Annotated in this window: 18 protein-coding genes; 3 read left to right on the forward strand and 15 right to left on the reverse strand. The window is 55.7% G+C overall.

The window, feature by feature from the left end:
* Positions 1-253 precede the first annotated feature (253 nt).
* The gene (locus ACTF58_RS00540; protein ID WP_438990007.1) at positions 254-637 is read left to right on the forward strand and encodes a DoxX family protein; all 384 of its coding nucleotides are present in this window, start codon (positions 254-256) and stop codon (positions 635-637) included.
* A gap of 42 nt (positions 638-679) precedes the next feature.
* Here ACTF58_RS00540 and ACTF58_RS00545 read toward each other — a convergent pair whose 3' ends face one another.
* The 3 genes from ACTF58_RS00545 to ACTF58_RS00555 all read right to left on the reverse strand — a co-directional run bounded on the left by ACTF58_RS00545 (position 680) and on the right by ACTF58_RS00555 (position 4,097).
* The gene (locus ACTF58_RS00545; RefSeq protein WP_438990008.1) at positions 680-2,140 is read right to left on the reverse strand and encodes a carboxypeptidase M32; all 1,461 of its coding nucleotides are present in this window, start codon (positions 2,138-2,140) and stop codon (positions 680-682) included.
* Between the two features lie 3 nt (positions 2,141-2,143).
* Entirely contained in the window at positions 2,144-3,289 is a 1,146-nt protein-coding gene (ctaA, locus tag ACTF58_RS00550) for a heme A synthase (RefSeq protein ID WP_438990009.1), read from the reverse strand.
* A gap of 64 nt (positions 3,290-3,353) precedes the next feature.
* Entirely contained in the window at positions 3,354-4,097 is a 744-nt protein-coding gene (locus tag ACTF58_RS00555; protein ID WP_438990010.1) for an RNA methyltransferase, read from the reverse strand.
* A gap of 140 nt (positions 4,098-4,237) precedes the next feature.
* On the opposite strand from ACTF58_RS00555, the gene ACTF58_RS00560 reads away from it, so the two are divergent.
* The gene (locus tag ACTF58_RS00560) at positions 4,238-4,864 is read left to right on the forward strand and encodes a thiamine phosphate synthase (protein ID WP_438990011.1); all 627 of its coding nucleotides are present in this window, start codon (positions 4,238-4,240) and stop codon (positions 4,862-4,864) included.
* Here ACTF58_RS00560 and ACTF58_RS00565 read toward each other — a convergent pair.
* From ACTF58_RS00565 to ACTF58_RS00575, 3 genes are all read right to left on the reverse strand, one after another.
* Positions 4,861-5,724 carry a lysophospholipid acyltransferase family protein gene (locus ACTF58_RS00565; RefSeq protein ID WP_438990012.1) on the reverse strand — a complete coding sequence of 288 codons (864 nt, stop codon included), beginning with the start codon at positions 5,722-5,724 and terminating at the stop codon, positions 4,861-4,863. The genes ACTF58_RS00560 and ACTF58_RS00565 overlap by 4 nt on opposite strands.
* Positions 5,721-6,488, reverse strand: coding sequence for a GNAT family N-acetyltransferase (locus tag ACTF58_RS00570; protein WP_438990013.1), 768 nt, complete (start codon positions 6,486-6,488; stop codon positions 5,721-5,723). Before ACTF58_RS00570 ends, ACTF58_RS00565 begins: the two co-directional genes overlap by 4 nt.
* 102 nt (positions 6,489-6,590) lie before the next feature.
* Positions 6,591-6,776 (reverse strand): DUF3553 domain-containing protein, encoded by a 186-nt coding sequence (locus ACTF58_RS00575; RefSeq protein ID WP_438990014.1) that lies wholly within the window; start codon positions 6,774-6,776, stop codon positions 6,591-6,593.
* 27 nt (positions 6,777-6,803) lie between these two features.
* Between ACTF58_RS00575 and ACTF58_RS00580 the strand changes: the two genes are divergently transcribed.
* The gene (locus ACTF58_RS00580; RefSeq protein ID WP_438990015.1) at positions 6,804-7,403 is read left to right on the forward strand and encodes a histidine phosphotransferase family protein; all 600 of its coding nucleotides are present in this window, start codon (positions 6,804-6,806) and stop codon (positions 7,401-7,403) included.
* 7 nt (positions 7,404-7,410) lie between these two features.
* Here ACTF58_RS00580 and ACTF58_RS00585 read toward each other — a convergent pair whose 3' ends face one another.
* From ACTF58_RS00585 to ACTF58_RS00625, 9 genes are all read right to left on the reverse strand, one after another.
* A complete protein-coding gene (locus tag ACTF58_RS00585; protein WP_438990016.1) occupies positions 7,411-8,667 on the reverse strand; it encodes a glutamate-5-semialdehyde dehydrogenase in 1,257 nt (418 codons plus the stop codon).
* A 14-nt stretch (positions 8,668-8,681) separates the two neighbouring features.
* Positions 8,682-9,794, reverse strand: a complete 1,113-nt coding sequence (gene proB / locus ACTF58_RS00590; RefSeq protein ID WP_438990017.1) for a glutamate 5-kinase — start codon at positions 9,792-9,794, stop codon at positions 8,682-8,684.
* On the reverse strand, positions 9,782-10,819 hold the full coding sequence (obgE, locus tag ACTF58_RS00595; RefSeq protein WP_438990018.1) for a GTPase ObgE: 1,038 nt from the start codon (positions 10,817-10,819) through the stop codon (positions 9,782-9,784). Before obgE ends, proB begins: the two co-directional genes overlap by 13 nt.
* 31 nt (positions 10,820-10,850) lie before the next feature.
* Entirely contained in the window at positions 10,851-11,324 is a 474-nt protein-coding gene (locus ACTF58_RS00600) for a GNAT family N-acetyltransferase (RefSeq protein ID WP_438990019.1), read from the reverse strand.
* A 78-nt stretch (positions 11,325-11,402) separates the two neighbouring features.
* Positions 11,403-11,993, reverse strand: coding sequence for a LysE family translocator (locus ACTF58_RS00605; protein ID WP_438990020.1), 591 nt, complete (start codon positions 11,991-11,993; stop codon positions 11,403-11,405).
* A gap of 75 nt (positions 11,994-12,068) precedes the next feature.
* On the reverse strand, positions 12,069-12,338 hold the full coding sequence (rpmA, locus tag ACTF58_RS00610; protein ID WP_089890909.1) for a 50S ribosomal protein L27: 270 nt from the start codon (positions 12,336-12,338) through the stop codon (positions 12,069-12,071).
* A gap of 21 nt (positions 12,339-12,359) precedes the next feature.
* The gene (locus ACTF58_RS00615; RefSeq protein ID WP_438990021.1) at positions 12,360-12,977 is read right to left on the reverse strand and encodes a 50S ribosomal protein L21; all 618 of its coding nucleotides are present in this window, start codon (positions 12,975-12,977) and stop codon (positions 12,360-12,362) included.
* A 235-nt stretch (positions 12,978-13,212) separates the two neighbouring features.
* Positions 13,213-13,944, reverse strand: coding sequence for a DUF2059 domain-containing protein (locus ACTF58_RS00620; RefSeq protein WP_438990022.1), 732 nt, complete (start codon positions 13,942-13,944; stop codon positions 13,213-13,215).
* 65 nt (positions 13,945-14,009) lie between these two features.
* The gene (locus tag ACTF58_RS00625; protein ID WP_438990023.1) at positions 14,010-14,834 is read right to left on the reverse strand and encodes a DUF2059 domain-containing protein; all 825 of its coding nucleotides are present in this window, start codon (positions 14,832-14,834) and stop codon (positions 14,010-14,012) included.
* Positions 14,835-14,871: the final 37 nt, after the last annotated feature.

Raw genomic sequence — 14,871 nt, forward strand, 5'->3', positions numbered from 1 at the left:
AATTTTGCACAGTATATGTGCGAAATTCTGTGTTGTGGCACAGCGCCGACAATATTACGTGCGTGGCAAGTTTGAAATACTGTCAGACGGGCCACTGGGGCTGGATGGGCGTGCATTTTTGCACGCCCTTTTTCATTTGATCCACAAATTAGAGTTAACCGTGCAATTATGCACAGAATGCTTGCACCTGTGCCCGTATTCAAAACTTGCGCACTCTATTATCCATCCCGTCACACTTTATAGGGACGTAACAATGACACAACAAATTAACTCAGCACTTCTTGTCGCGCGCATATTTTTAGCGCTCTTGTTCATCATCGCGGGTCTTGGCAAGCTCGGAAATGTCGAGGGCTTCGCAGGGTTTATGGCCTCTGGGGGCATTCCAGCGATTTTGGCCTGGCCTGTCATCCTGTTTGAAATTCTGGGTGGCCTAGCGATCCTTGTAGGATTTATGACCCGCCCTGTCGCTTTGGCGCTCGGCGCCTTCTGCCTTGTCTCGGGGCTGCTGTATCACTTTGACCCATCGGATCAGAATCAGATGACAAACTTTCTTAAAAACGTCGCCTTAACAGGCGGTTACATAGCACTTGCGATTGCAGGCGCAGGGAAGTTCTCGCTTGATGGCCGCAAAGGCTAAGAAAACACACGCGCCGTAAGCCAAGGCCTATGGCGCGTGTCTTCAGCTAAATTTCTGTTCAAGATATGTCAGAAGCGGCGCTTCGTTGGGCGTTTGGCTAGAGGCCCGCGATATCAAATCACGCGGGCGATATAGACCACCATGAACCTGAACAGCATCGCGAAGCCATCCCGTTGCGCCGCTTAGATCTCCCGACGCCAGCTCGTTGTCCAGATTGGGGCGTGCAAGGCGTAATGCTTCATATAGGCAGCCGGCATAAACATTGCCCAAAGCATAGGTCGGAAAATATCCCCAAAGTCCGCAGGACCAGTGCACGTCTTGCAACAGACCATTTGATGGCTTGTCGACAGCGTAGCCAAAATCAGCTTCAAAGCGGGCGTTCCAAGCCTCCTCAAGGTCACGCGCCTCAACCTTTCCGCCAATCACATCGCGCTCCAGATCAAAGCGCAGCATAATATGAAGATTGTATTGAACCTCGTCCGCCTCCGTGCGGATATAGCCTTTGTTGAGGCGATTGACCGTGCGAAAAAACACCTCTTCATTCGCCACACCAAAGTCGCCAAACGCCTCTTTCATTTGCCCGAAAAGCCAGCCTGTAAAGGCACGCGAGCGGCCGAGTTGATTTTCATAAATACGGCTCTGGCTTTCATGAACACCAAGAGACACGCCTTCGCCCAGCGGAGTAAGCAAGTGCTCAGGCGCAATGTTTTGCTCATAGGTTGCATGGCCGGTCTCATGGATCGTTGAATAGATACAATTGAAAGGATCGTGCAAAGCCGTGCGCGTCGTGATGCGCACGTCATCGCCCGACCCTGAAGAAAACGGGTGCACGGCCTTATCGAGCCGCCCTTTTTGCATATTATAGCCAAAGGTCTTGGCCAGAGCGCGCGCAAGGCGCATCTGCTTTTGTTCATCAAACGCGTGGTTGAGTTCTGCGGGTTGATCAGCGCCCATCACTTTGTCGCGTAGCGCAACAAGCCGTGGCCGCATCGCCACAAAGGTTTCAGCCACATCATCGCCACTGGTGTCAGGCTCATAGTCATCCAGAAGAGCGTCGTAAGCATTGCCGCCCTCTGCGAGCGCAGCAGATTCTTCACGTTTAAGCGCAATCATGTCTGATAAGGCGGGTAAAAAGGCAGCTACATCTTCGTTGGCCCGCGCCTCAGACCAAATCCTTTGTGCGCTTGAACTGAGCCTTGCAATCGCCTCCGCAAGCTTGGCTGGAACACGTTGATTGCGTTCAAAACTGCGGCGGATATGCCGGATGTTCGCTGCGGCGACGGCGTCAAGCGTGACCGGGTCAATTTTGGAGAGCCACTCGCCAATGCGCGGATTTGTGCGCCGCGCATGAAGCACAGCTTCCATCGCGGCAAACTCTTCTGCGCGTTGGTTGGCAGCCCCCTCGGGCATCATTGTCTCCTGATCCCAACCGAGCCGACCGGCCACCTGCCCCAAAGCCTCCGTTTGGCGCTGAAACGCCATCAACTCGTCATATGCTGACATAACCTAACCTTCTCGGATGGAGGATGCGCGCGGGTATTGCGCCATGAAGCGTGCGCGAATGATCAAAACCCAAAGCAGCGCGGCCGTAGCTTGGTGCAAGATTGCAATTTCCCATGGCGCGGCCGTAACGACTGTATAAACGCCCAGAACAATCTGGAAGAACAGCACATAAACCGCGCTGGAGAATGCAGATTTTGTTTTGCTATTTGCAGACTTACGGGCCTTAAAAAAGATCATGATTGTGAACCCGAGAAGCAGATACCCAGCCATACGGTGAATAAATTGTACAAGTCCGGGATTTTCGAAAAAGTTCCGCCAGACGGGTTCGATCATCAGAGGATTGGGCGGGATGAATTGCCCGCCCATCAGGGGCCAATCGGTATAAGAGCGGCCCGCATCAATACCCGCCACGAGAGCGCCCAGTAGGATCTGCAAAAAGGTAAAATGCATCCAGCCAGTGCCGAGAGAAAAGAGCTTAGCATCACGCAAACGGCGGGCTTGCATCAAGTCTCTCTCAGGGCGGGACAGCAAGAGTGCATACCAAGTGATAAACCCTATGATAACGAAGGCCAGCCCAAGATGGGTGGCGAGCCTGTAGCTGGCGACATCGGTCATCGACCCTGTCAACCCAGAGGACACCATCCACCACCCGATCGCGCCTTGCAAACCACCAAGGCCGCCAAGCAGCAACAGCCGCGACGTCCATCCCGATGGAATTTGACGACGCAATGCAAACCACAGAAAACCAATCGCCCAGACCAGCCCGACCACGCGGCCAAGCTGGCGGTGGCCCCATTCCCACCAATAGATCACTTTAAAATCGTGCAGCTCCATCCACTTGTTTTGCAACTGGAACTCGGGAATCATTTTGTATTTCTCAAACTCAGAAAGCCAGTCCGCTTCATTGAGAGGCGGGATAGCCCCCGTCAGCGGGCGCCACTCTGTAATCGAGAGGCCAGAGTCCGTGAGACGCGTCAGACCACCGACAACAATCATCGCAAAGACCAGAATACCCAAAAGGATGATCCAAGCTCGGATCGCAAGACGCTCACCGCCCTGCCCTTTGTCGATAATTCCACCTTTGGGAGTTGCAGGTCCTGAACCCTTTTCTCCGCTCACATCCTCAAATATCGCGCGTTTCTCGGCCATGTCTTTCCTCACATCCTGTCGCTTGAGTTAAACTAGGGTGCGCCTTGGTGAGCTGCAAGCGCCGTCAGTCGTCTTTGCCCCTGATAAGTTGACGCAGTGCGCCATGCAACATTTGCACATCCGCCCGCGTGAGCGGCATACGGCTCCAAAGATTGCGTAAATTTGTTTTCATATTCGCGGCCTTTTCGGGTGGAAAGAAAAAACCACGTTCCTCAAGACGCTCTTCCAGATGCCCAGCCCAAGCCTCAATATCGCCGCCTGTCGCAGGGTCACCGCTGCGCGCAATTTCCATCCGCTCATGGCTGATCTCACCTTGTGCACGGCGCCACTCATAGGCGGAGAGCAACACACATTGCGCCAAGTTGAGTGAGGGAAACTCTGGATTCACAGGCACGGTGATCAGCGCGTTCGCACGCGCCACATCGTCGTTTTCAAGCCCCGCCCGCTCCGGCCCGAAGAGCACAGCGACTTTTTCTCCAGCCGCGATCTTTTCAGCAGCCAAAGCCATAGCGCGCTCGGGGCTCATCACAGGCTTCGTTAAGCCCCGAATGCGCGCCGTTGTCGCAAAAACGTAAGTCGTGTCCTCAAGCGCCTCAGCCAAAGTTCCAGTGACTTGGGCCTCGTCAAGCAAACGGCCCGCGCCTGAGGCCATCACAACTGCTTTCTCGTTCGGCCAGCCGTCGCGTGGGGCAACAACGCGCATACGATCCAGCCCAAAGTTCCACATGGCCCGCGCCGCCGCACCAATGTTTTCTCCCATTTGTGGGCGAACAAGAACAAAAAGAGGCTGTGGGCCTTCTGTGGGCATAGAGAGGTTTCCTTTCTCAGTTGACGCCGTTCTAGAAGAAAGCACGCCCCGCGCCAAGACACCAATCGCCAAGGCCTAAAGCCTCTTGGACAAGGCAAAAAATCACGCTAGAAGAGCAAACGCCAATTCAGGAGTCCAATATGGCACAAGACGATACGCCACAGATCTATTTGATCACCCCGCCTGATTTTGAGCTAAGCAGCTTTCCAACGCAGCTTGCCGCCGTGCTCGACACCCGCGAAATCGCTTGTGTGCGCCTTGCCTTGGCGAGCCACGACGAAGATACACTCTGTCGCGCGGCGGATGCCTTGCGCGAAGTCACCATGGCACGCGATGTTGCCTTGGTGATCGAGCGCCATATTCTACTTGTGGAACGGCTCGGCCTTGACGGGGTGCACCTCACTGATGGCAGCCGCTCGGTGGCAAAGGCCCGCAAAGCCCTTGGCCAAGACGCAATCGTCGGAAGTTTCTGCTCAGGCTCGCGCCACGATGGCATGGCAGCCGGCGAAGCGAGTGCTGATTACGTCAGCTTTGGCCCAATCGGCGATACAGCGCTGGGCGATGGCACACAGGCAGAATTTGATCTCTTTGAGTGGTGGTCACAGGTGATAGAAGTGCCCGTGGTTGCCGAAGGCGGGCTTGATGCAGAGCTGATCGCAAAATTTGCCTCCGTGACCGATTTCTTTGGGTTGGGAAGTGAACTCTGGTCTCAGGAAGACCCTGTAAAAGCGTTGAAACAGCTTTATGCGGCCATGAGGGAAACCTAACTCAAAGGCCCGAGGGCCTTGTCATAAGCTTTGCCCGCAGTCAGCTTTTCTTTGGGCAACCCATCCCGAACGGCCACTTCTGCGGCTTTGGCGAGCGCCTTACGATCCTGAAAGTCGGCCACTGCTAGCGGCCTGTGGTATTTAATCCTAACCTCGCCGCCACGCGGCGCAGAAAGCGTTTTCAAAAGATGTGGGCCAAAGGCCATGTCGCCCCACCAGCCATAAAATCGATCCTCCTCGCCCTTGGGGGCCTCATAAACAACTGTCACTGGCTGCACAGCAAGACGCTCGCGCAAAGGATCGGCAAAAAAGGCCTGAAACAAAGTTGGCTTGAAGGGCAAAAGACGTAGCCCGTCTGTCGATGTGCCTTCTGGAAAGAACAAAAGCTTATGCCCCACCAAAAGGCGGGCCTCAAAAATATCTTGCTGGATTTTGGCATCCCTCGGATCGCGCCGAATGAAAACTGTTCCCGTTGCTCGCGCCAACCAGCCGATCCCGGGCCAGCTTGCAACTTCGGATTTTGAGACAAAATAGACCCTCTTGCGCGCATTGAGTGCGAAGATATCAAGCCAACTGCTGTGATTGGCTACAATGGCTCCAGCTGTGGTCATCTGAGCGCCTTCGGTTTCATGCTTGATTCCCAAAATGTAGAATGCGCCGCGGCATACAAACTGGGTGATATAAGGCGTCCAAGGTCGCCTAAGTCCAAACAGCGGGCGCTCGGCGAGACGCAAAGCAAGCAAGACAAATAACCCTCCAAAAACCAACGCAGCCAGACACAGGCCCCGAACGGCCACGCGCAGCCACCCTAACAGGCTTATAGGCGCCTCTTCGGCTGGGCGGTCAGAGGTCCAGGTCATTTGCGCCCCTGATAAAGAGAGCGGCGGCGCGACGGCATGGCCGCCGTATCCATGATCAGGCAAACATCTGTTGTGTTAAACGCGCGGTCCGTAAACGCGCCCTCGCCCACAGCCCCTCCGAGGCGCAGGTAAGCCTTGATCAAGGCCGGCATTTCCATCATGGCACCACGGCGGTCGATCTCTTCTTCTTGCATCAAACCCATTGGCTGATAGCCCGCCTCCAAAGCCCGCACACGCAATGCTTCGGGTGCACAATATCTATAATGGAGCAAAGAAAGCGGCAAGCGCAGCTTGGTGGCATCCGTGCCATGAAAGCTTGCGACGCCAAACAGAATTTCAATCTCGCGCTCTTGGACAAACTCTGCGAGCGCGTTCCAGAGATGAAACATAGCGCTACCCCCGCGATAATCGGCATCAAGGCAAGACCGCCCCAATTCCAAGAGCCTGCGGCCTGAGGTTTTCAGTTTACTCAGGTCATATTCGTTTTCCGAGTAAAACTGACCTGCAGCGTCGGCCCCCGTCTCATCGAGAAGGCGATAGGCCCCGACCACATGATCAGGCGCACTTGCATCGCGCGCGTCATCCACCAGTATCAAATGCTGGCTGTGCACATCAAACCCGTCTCGCTCAAAACGATGAACATGATCAACCAATGCCCCGTCACTGCCAAGCTCTTCAACAAAAACGCGATAGCGCAATCGCTGTGCCCCCAAGATATCGGCATCCGTTTGGGCCAGTCTGACTGAAAATTGCGGCTCGCTCATAGGCTCTCATTTGCGCTGGCAGGTCCTGCGCTATTTAGGGTGTGATATTCTCAGACGCAAGAAGTGACAGTTTTAGATGATCTGTTAACTGTTCAGTAACTTCTATTCGTCATCAAAGACCCAGACCAGTTCGACGCGCGTTCCGTCTATCACAACTTTACCTGCTTCAGGAAAGTTCACAGTGGTTTTGCCGCCAGTGTTGGACTGCACCTGACCAATGCCCCAGTCGGGCATTTGCGGGTGGCGCACCCGCATTCCGGGTGTCAGGATGGCGTTCAAGTCGATCATATTGCGACACTACAGGAAGGACACCATATGGCACAAGACCCGCTCTCCTTGGCAAAACTGATCGCCTCAAGGATCTGTCACGATCTGATCAGCCCCGTGGGTGCCATTGCCAACGGGATGGAGCTTATGGCCCTCTCTGGTGGTGATAACACACCAGAATTAGATCTCATCTCTGACTCCGTCGCAGGCGCGAATGCCCGAATTAAGTTTTATCGGGTCGCGCTGGGGCTGTCCTCTTCCGAGCAAAAGCTGGGCCGCTCGGAAATCAGTAAGATTCTCGACGATTATTACAAAGACACCCGCTTTCACTGTGACTGGGACACCCAAGATGACTGTCCCCGCCCCGAAGTTCAGGCCGCTTTTCTTGCGCTGCTTTGTCTTGCAACGGCCTTGCCCACAGGCGGCCAACTACGTGTGACAAAGTTCGAGGGCGTTTGGACAATGTCCGCCGAGGCTGCCATGATCAGAACAGATGATGCGCTTTGGGCCACCCTCACAAGCGGTATCGCCCCTGAAACATTAAAGCCGGCCGAAGTCCAATTTGCCATGCTCCCCGAGTGCACAAGCGCTCTGGCCCGCCGTCCAACCTATCAGGTGAGTGACACAGCCATACAGATCACGTTTTGAGCTGTGATCAGGCGCGCACTGTGCCGTTGCCCTCAACCAGATACTTAAAGCTTGTCAGTTGTGCCGCGCCGACTGGCCCGCGTGCGTGCATTTTGCCTGTGGCAATGCCGATCTCGGCGCCCATGCCAAACTCGCCACCATCCGCAAACTGGGTTGAGGCGTTGCGCATCAGGATCGCACTATCAAGCCGCTGAAAGAACCGCGCCGCAGCGGCGTCATCTTCGGTCAGGATGCAATCAGTATGGCTTGAGCCAAATGCGCGGATGTGGGCGATCGCCTCATCAAGGCTTCCGACGGTCTTGGCTGCAATGATCATATCAAGGTATTCACAGCCCCAGTCTGCCGACGTGGCCGCTGAAACACCCTCGATAGCAGAAATCACCTCATCACCGCGCACCTCGACACCAGCGTCGAGCAGCGCTTTGATAACACCTTGGCCAATCGTGTTCATCACATCTTCATGGATCAGCAAGCACTCCGCAGCGCCGCAAATCCCAGTGCGCCGCGTTTTGGCGTTCAAAATCACATTGAGCGCTTTCACAGGGTCGGCGTTCTTATCCACATAAATGTGCACGATCCCCTCAAGATGGGCAAAAACAGGCACGCGCGCCTCACGCTGCACAAGCCCCACAAGCCCCTTACCGCCGCGCGGGACAATCACATCAATATAATCGGTCATGGTCAGCATCTCGCTCACCGCCGCGCGCTCGCGCGTGGGCACAAGCTGGATACTCGCCTCAGGTAGTCCCGACGACTTCAATCCCTCAACAAGACAGCCATGCAAAGCACTTGAAGAGTGAAACCCTTCCGACCCACCGCGCAAAATCACGGCATTGCCCGCCTTGAGACAAAGCGCGCCAGCATCTGCCGTGACATTGGGGCGGCTCTCATAAATCACGCCAATCACGCCCAAAGGCGTGCGCACACGGCGAATATGAAGTCCCGTCGGGCGGTCCCAGTCTTCCAGCACCTCACCAACAGGGTCAGCTTGCTCGGCCACTGCTTTTAGCCCCGTTACAATACTCCCGACCCGCGCCTCATCCAGCATCAAGCGGTCCATCATTGCAGGGCTCAAGCCCTTTTCAGAGCCATAGGCCATGTCTTGCGCATTGGCCGCTATGATCTCTTCACGCCGCGCCCAAACCGCATCGGCAGCAGCCAAAAGCGCGTCCCGTTTCTGATCAGAGGAGGCAAAGGCCAGCTCCGCCGCAGCAGCGCGCGCCTTTTCCCCCATCGTCTGCATCATCATAGCAATCTCAGTCATCGGATCGTGCCCTTTCAAATGGTCAGCGCCATATCGTCTCTGTGTATCAGCGCTGCACGCCCGATATAGCCCAGAATAGCTTCAATCTCGTCGCTCTTATGGCCTTTGATTGCGCGGGCTTCCTCGCCTGTGTAGCGGGCTAGACCGTGCCCAAGCACAGCCCCGTTCGCGTCGCAAATCTCTACAGGCTCCCCGCGCCCAAAGCTCCCGCTCACATCGGTGACACCCGCAGGCAATAAGCTCTTGCCTTGTGCCAACGCTTTCGCCGCACCCGCATCAAGCAGGATCCGGCCTTGTGGTTTCATCGACGCTATCCAGCGTTTGCGCGCAGCCTGAGGATCGCCTTCGGCAGCGAAAAGCGTATGCGCCGCCCCCTCTTCAATCGACATCAGCGGCTGAAAAGTCGAGCCAAGCCCAATAATCATTTCACATCCTGCGCCTGTCGCGGTTTTGGCCGCCATGAGCTTGGTCTTCATGCCGCCCTTGCTGAGGCCTGTTCCCGCATCTCCGGCCATCGCCTCGATGTCTGGCGTGATCTTTTCAACACGATCAAACCGCGTTGCGGTCGGGTCAAGCGCAGGGCTTGCCGTATATAGCCCGTCGATATCGCTCAGAAGCACCAAGAGATCAGCACCAACCGTCACAGCGACCTGCGCTGCCAAACGGTCGTTATCACCATAGCGGATTTCGTCGGTCGCAACGGTGTCGTTCTCGTTCACAATCGGCACAACCCCAAGGCTCAAAAGCTGCTCAAGCGTGGCCCGTGAGTTGAGATAGCGGCGTCTGTCGGCACTGTCTTCCAAAGTCACAAGCACTTGACCTGTGATTATTCCGTGCGGCTGCAAGACTTGCTCATAGGCACGCGCAAGTCGGATCTGGCCCACAGCCGCCGCGGCCTGTGACTGCTCCAGCGCGAGCTCTACAGGTGGCAAACCAAGCACGCCGCGCCCCAAAGCGATAGAACCAGAGGACACGAGCACAACATCCTGCCCCCGTGCCTTCATCCGCGCAACATCCTCGGCAAGGCTCCCAAGCCAATCCGCTTTCAACCCGCCAGCCGCAGGATCAACCAGCAGGGCCGAGCCGATTTTGACAACAACGCGCCGTGCCGTGCTTAGGGCTGCCATGGCGCTTCCTCCATGCCAAGCGCTGCCTCCGCGGCCCGCATTTCGGCAATCTTAGCCCGAAGGGCGCGCAACACGTCGGTTACGCCTTCGCCTGTGACGCCTGACATCAGCATCAGCTTCGCCCCAGTCGCCGCCTCAACCTCTTCTTTGAGAAAGTCGCGTTCCTCCGCATCCAGCGCATCAATCTTGTTAAGCACAGTGACACGCGGCTTGGTTGCCAGCTCGCCGCCGTAGGCCTCCAGCTCTCCAATAATCGTCTTATAATCGCCAACAGGGTCGCCAGAGGTGCCGTCAATCAAGTGCAACAGCACAGCACAGCGCTCGACATGGCCCAGAAAACGCACGCCAAGTCCCACACCTTCATGCGCCCCCTCAATCAGGCCCGGAATATCGGCAATCACAAACTCGGCACCATCAACACCGACAACGCCAAGGTTGGGGTGGAGAGTTGTAAACGGATAATCGGCAATCTTGGGGCGCGCGTTGGAGGTTGCGGCCAGAAACGTGCTCTTGCCCGCGTTCGGAAGTCCGAGCAGACCTGCATCCGCGATCAGCTTGAGACGCAACCAGATTGTGCGCTCAACCCCCTCTTGGCCCGAGTTCGCACGGCGGGGGGCCTGATTGGTTGAGGATTTGAAATGCAGGTTCCCAAATCCGCCGTTGCCGCCCTTGGCAATGCGCAAGCGCTGGCCGAGTTCTGTCAGGTCGGCAATCACGGTCTCGCCGTCTTCTTCAAGGATTTCCGTGCCCACAGGCACCCGCAAGATGATATCATCACCATCCTTGCCTGTGCGCTGGCTGCCCATGCCCGATTGGCCATTGTTGGCAAAAAAGTGCTGCTGATAGCGAAAGTCGATAAGCGTGTTCAGCCCGTCCACGACTTCTACCCAGACATCACCACCGCGACCGCCGTCGCCGCCGTCAGGCCCGCCATATTCAATAAACTTCTCACGTCGGAAGCTGATACAGCCGCCGCCGCCCGAACCGGAGCGAATATAGACCTTTGCAAGATCAAGAAATTTCATATCGTCTCCTTAACGCCCGTTGTGGGGCGGCTCAACTGAGTTTGCAGATGTATGTCCATGTCGCCACATTGCTGTTGCGCGCAACACAAAAAGTCTCCGCATCGCCAATATACTCAAACCCTTGGTTTGTCAGTACACGCGCTGATGCTGGGTTGTCTTGAAAAACACTCGCAAAGATCGTCTCGCAACCTTGCGGGTTGGCCTCTATCAAAGCTTCAACAGCGCCCGAAGCGATCCCCGTGTTCCAAAACGCAGGCGCGACCCAATAGCCGATCTCTGATTGGTTCCGGTCCATCCGTGACAGGCTGATGATCCCTGTCAAACTGGGGCCACCGTCTTTGCTGGCATCAATCGCCCAGATGTCCTCAAGCCGGTCTACACTTTGGGCGCGTTTGATAAACGCCTCCGTATGACCAGGCGGCAAAGGATGCGCAATGCGGCTTGTATTGCGCGCCACGCGTTCGTCACCAGCATAGAGATCAATCATCGCCTGATCCGAAGCCATAAGTGGCCTCAATGAAAAGCCATCTTTATTAATAATATCTTGCGCAGCACTTCTAATGTGTATCATGTGCTCTCCCCTTTAAAACAAAACAAGCAAAACAGAAGCCACAGTCAAAGCTGCAAGGCTCCACATAAGGTATTTTTCTTCTGGCCTCCCTGCCAGAAGCGCGGCAATCCTGTCACCTGCATAAACCCACATAGGATGCAGAATGAGCTGCAAGCCCAGTAGACACAGAGCGATAGTGAGTGTCGCCTCAAAGCTTGGCGTGCCCGGGGCCGTAAAACTTGTGAAGCCGGTGGTGATCATGGCCCAGGCCTTCGGATTGAGAGGATGCACCCAAAGCCCCGCCAAAAACCCAGGCGCAGCTCCCACGGAGGCACTTGCACTTAGCCGCATATTTGCGACGTTCCACGCCAGCCAACAGATATAAGCCACACTGGCCCACTTGAGCACCTCAAAAATCCAAGGCGCCGTTCTGGCAAGTTCCATAAGCCCAAATCCGACAGGCCAGATAATGAGCTGCTTGCCAAGCGCAACGCCCGCCACAAAAGGCAGCGCCGCGCGAAAGCCAAAGCGTGCGCCTGTCGCCATAAGCGCCATATTGGCCGGCCCAGGTGTGCCCACCTGAGACGCCCCAAAGACGATAAATGCTGCCACAGAAACGCTCATTCTTGAGCTCCAAAATACGAAAAAGGGACCGGTTCTTCACCGATCCCTTGTTTGTCTTAAAACCTTAAGGTCCGGTTACTCAGCGGCCTCCGCCACTGGGAGAACCGAAATAAAGGTGCGGCCTTTGAGACCTTTGTGGAACTTCACGTTGCCATTAGCTGTGGCGAAGATCGTGTGATCTTTGCCCATGCCAACGCCTGCGCCCGGCCAAAACTTTGTGCCGCGCTGACGCACGATGATGTTACCACCGATGACAACTTCGCCACCGTATTTTTTAACGCCAAGGCGGCGACCCGCTGAGTCGCGACCGTTACGGGATGAACCGCCAGCTTTTTTATGTGCCATATCGTTTCTCTCCTACTGCGCTTACTTGGACAGATCAGCGGCTTGTGCAACCCACTCGGGCTTCACTTTCACTGCGTCAAAGCTGTCTACGTCTACTTTTGCGAGGTCTGCAAAAGTGGTGATGCCGGCTGCAACGAGCTTCTTCGCGGCGGCTGGGCCCACACCTGTGATTTGTGTCAGATCGTCGCCCGCAGCGACTGGGGCTGCGGCGGCTTTTGGTGCAGCTGCTTTCTTGGCGGCTGGCTTCTTCGCGTCGGCTGTTTTGGCTGTAAAGCCAGAAACGGACCCTGTGCCAATTGCGGCTTTCACGCCGGTTTTGTCACCACCGCTTGCAAGAATGTCAGTGATACGCAGAAGCGTGAGCTTTTGACGGTGACCAACAGTCCGCTTGGAGGAGTGCTTACGACGGCGCTTAACGAAGTTAATCACCTTCTTGCCTTTGATCTGGTCGATCACTTCGGCCTGAACGGCTGCGCCGTCGACCATAGGAGCACCAACAACAGGTGCATCACCACCAAGCATCAGAATTTCGTTGAACTGGATTGTTTCACCAGCATCGGCTGCAAGTCTTTCAACACGGAGCACATCGCCCGATTGAACTTTATATTGCTTGCCGCCTGTTTTCAGGACCGCGAACATAGGTCTTTCCTTTTCATCATCCGCATTCTGTGGCCCCTGCTTTTGCAGTGTTTTAGCAGGGAATTGCGCCCCGCCGCCTCGAACAGCGCGTTCCTCTTGGGAACGTCATTAATAATAAATCCAGAGCGGCTTCCCCCTCCAGATGCGCGCTTATCGTGAATAGAAGGCCCCAAGTCAAGCGCGTTTGGCAAAGAAAATCGCCATATTCTTCGGCTTTTTGCCAGTTCTGGCTGCGCTAGAGGTCTTCCCCAAACATTTGAACAGAAACCCCTAAACCAATCGCATAACTCAGATCTTCGCTGAGCGCCCCGTAGCCCTCAAAAATTGCAGCATTGAGGGCTATGCCCTCATCTGTCTTGGAAAACGCCGTATAGGCCGCAAGATCCGCCTCATGCAAATCGCCAAGAGCGGCACAGAGATACGCCGATATCCAGGCTTCAAGCGCAACCCGGATTTCAGGCACCCGCGCCTGAACCTCGGCCAGCACATCCCCCTCGTCCATCTCAAAAACGCCGCCCGCAATCAATCCACGGTAAAACGCCAGATCCGAATTCAGCGTGCCCGCCACATTGCGCTCCAAGAGATCATTCACCTGCGCAAATTCGAGCAAAGCTTCGGCCCGTTCAGGCGGCTCAAGACACGCCGCTTCGGCTGTCTTTTGGGCGCCCTCAAGCAGTAAGTATCTGCGCCCCGCCAGCTCGGCCTCAACAATCCTTTGGCCACGTTCGGACTGATAAAACGTCATCAACGCGGCAATATCAGCCTTGCCAAAACTCTTCTCCATGGCCGAGCGCAGGCGAACCTGCATCAAGGTAGGGACGTAAAGACGCTCAAAAATATCGCGCCACGCCGCGCCGCTACCGTCAGGCAGCATCGCGTCACCGACAGTCTCGCCATAGTCCAGAAACTCTTCGCGCAGCACATCAATCAAAGCGTCAGAGCCAAGTGTCTCAAGCAGATCATCCACAGGCGCCGCCTGTGTCACCTGTGCCGTAAGCGCCCAAACCGATAAAGGCGCTGCGCCAACTCGCCTCAAAGCTCTTCGCCCGGGCTTAACTCGGCCATCCGCAATGCAAGTTTTTCATAACGGTCCGCCATCAGCGCATATTGCACCCCATTCATCAGCTCATAGACCTGCTGCATAATCGGATCTTCAAGCGCTTCGGCATAAGCCTCAACCTCGGAATCACTGAAGCCCTCATATATCCGCGCCGCACTGGCAAGCGCGGCGGCCTCGATTTCAACAGACATCTCGGCCGCCTGCTCTTCCATCAAGCTGCGCAGGGTAGCCTCGTCGATCCGGTTGATCACCCCCGCATCCGACGCCGCAAGCAAAAAGCGGATTTGCACGTCTTGTGCCGCTTGCGTCCCGATATTTTGCGGATCTATGGCGTGATTCATCCGCTTGAGAAACTCAAGCCGCACAGAGCCATCAGCAACCATCGTGGCCACCAGCGCCTCACCGCGCGCGCGATCCACGGCGCTGTCTTCTGCCGAATGCGCCGCGTTTTCCACCGCAACCAACCGCATCCCCAAATCAGACGCATAAAACGCTGCCGCGTGGACCAGCATCTCATCACTTAAGGCTTGCGCCAAGAGTGTCTTGGCATCTTGACGAATGGCCTTTGGCTCAAACACCTGATCGGCAAGAGCCGTCCACTGCAAGCCAAAGTCTTGCGCTTCCAAACCAAGGATCTGCGGAGCATTTGTCGCTCCGAGCCGTATGCTTTCCAAAGCAACGTCAAATCCTGTCACCGTAAGAAAAGCATCCAAGCGCGCATCGCTGGCCTCAGCTTTACCAGAGGTTGCTCCAAAAAGCGTCACACACAAAACGATAGCATAAAGTGCTATGACCATCCCTTGAGATCGCTTCTTACATAATATACCTGCCATT

This window comes from Lentibacter sp. (genome assembly GCF_965657785.1).
Classification (GTDB): Bacteria; Pseudomonadota; Alphaproteobacteria; order Rhodobacterales; family Rhodobacteraceae; genus Lentibacter.

What these genes read in the sequence shown, in the direction of transcription:
- ACTF58_RS00540 (WP_438990007.1), top strand. Translation starts at nt 254, where the DNA reads ATGACACAACAAATTAACTCAGCACTTCTTGTCGCGCGCATATTTTTA.
- ACTF58_RS00545 (WP_438990008.1), bottom strand. Translation starts at nt 2,140, where the DNA reads ATGTCAGCATATGACGAGTTGATGGCGTTTCAGCGCCAAACGGAGGCT.
- ctaA (WP_438990009.1), bottom strand. Translation starts at nt 3,289, where the DNA reads ATGGCCGAGAAACGCGCGATATTTGAGGATGTGAGCGGAGAAAAGGGT.
- ACTF58_RS00555 (WP_438990010.1), bottom strand. Translation starts at nt 4,097, where the DNA reads ATGCCCACAGAAGGCCCACAGCCTCTTTTTGTTCTTGTTCGCCCACAA.
- ACTF58_RS00560 (WP_438990011.1), top strand. Translation starts at nt 4,238, where the DNA reads ATGGCACAAGACGATACGCCACAGATCTATTTGATCACCCCGCCTGAT.
- ACTF58_RS00565 (WP_438990012.1), bottom strand. Translation starts at nt 5,724, where the DNA reads ATGACCTGGACCTCTGACCGCCCAGCCGAAGAGGCGCCTATAAGCCTG.
- ACTF58_RS00570 (WP_438990013.1), bottom strand. Translation starts at nt 6,488, where the DNA reads ATGAGCGAGCCGCAATTTTCAGTCAGACTGGCCCAAACGGATGCCGAT.
- ACTF58_RS00575 (WP_438990014.1), bottom strand. Translation starts at nt 6,776, where the DNA reads ATGATCGACTTGAACGCCATCCTGACACCCGGAATGCGGGTGCGCCAC.
- ACTF58_RS00580 (WP_438990015.1), top strand. Translation starts at nt 6,804, where the DNA reads ATGGCACAAGACCCGCTCTCCTTGGCAAAACTGATCGCCTCAAGGATC.
- ACTF58_RS00585 (WP_438990016.1), bottom strand. Translation starts at nt 8,667, where the DNA reads ATGACTGAGATTGCTATGATGATGCAGACGATGGGGGAAAAGGCGCGC.
- proB (WP_438990017.1), bottom strand. Translation starts at nt 9,794, where the DNA reads ATGGCAGCCCTAAGCACGGCACGGCGCGTTGTTGTCAAAATCGGCTCG.
- obgE (WP_438990018.1), bottom strand. Translation starts at nt 10,819, where the DNA reads ATGAAATTTCTTGATCTTGCAAAGGTCTATATTCGCTCCGGTTCGGGC.
- ACTF58_RS00600 (WP_438990019.1), bottom strand. Translation starts at nt 11,324, where the DNA reads ATGGCTTCGGATCAGGCGATGATTGATCTCTATGCTGGTGACGAACGC.
- ACTF58_RS00605 (WP_438990020.1), bottom strand. Translation starts at nt 11,993, where the DNA reads ATGAGCGTTTCTGTGGCAGCATTTATCGTCTTTGGGGCGTCTCAGGTG.
- rpmA (WP_089890909.1), bottom strand. Translation starts at nt 12,338, where the DNA reads ATGGCACATAAAAAAGCTGGCGGTTCATCCCGTAACGGTCGCGACTCA.
- ACTF58_RS00615 (WP_438990021.1), bottom strand. Translation starts at nt 12,977, where the DNA reads ATGTTCGCGGTCCTGAAAACAGGCGGCAAGCAATATAAAGTTCAATCG.
- ACTF58_RS00625 (WP_438990023.1), bottom strand. Translation starts at nt 14,834, where the DNA reads ATGGTCATAGCACTTTATGCTATCGTTTTGTGTGTGACGCTTTTTGGA.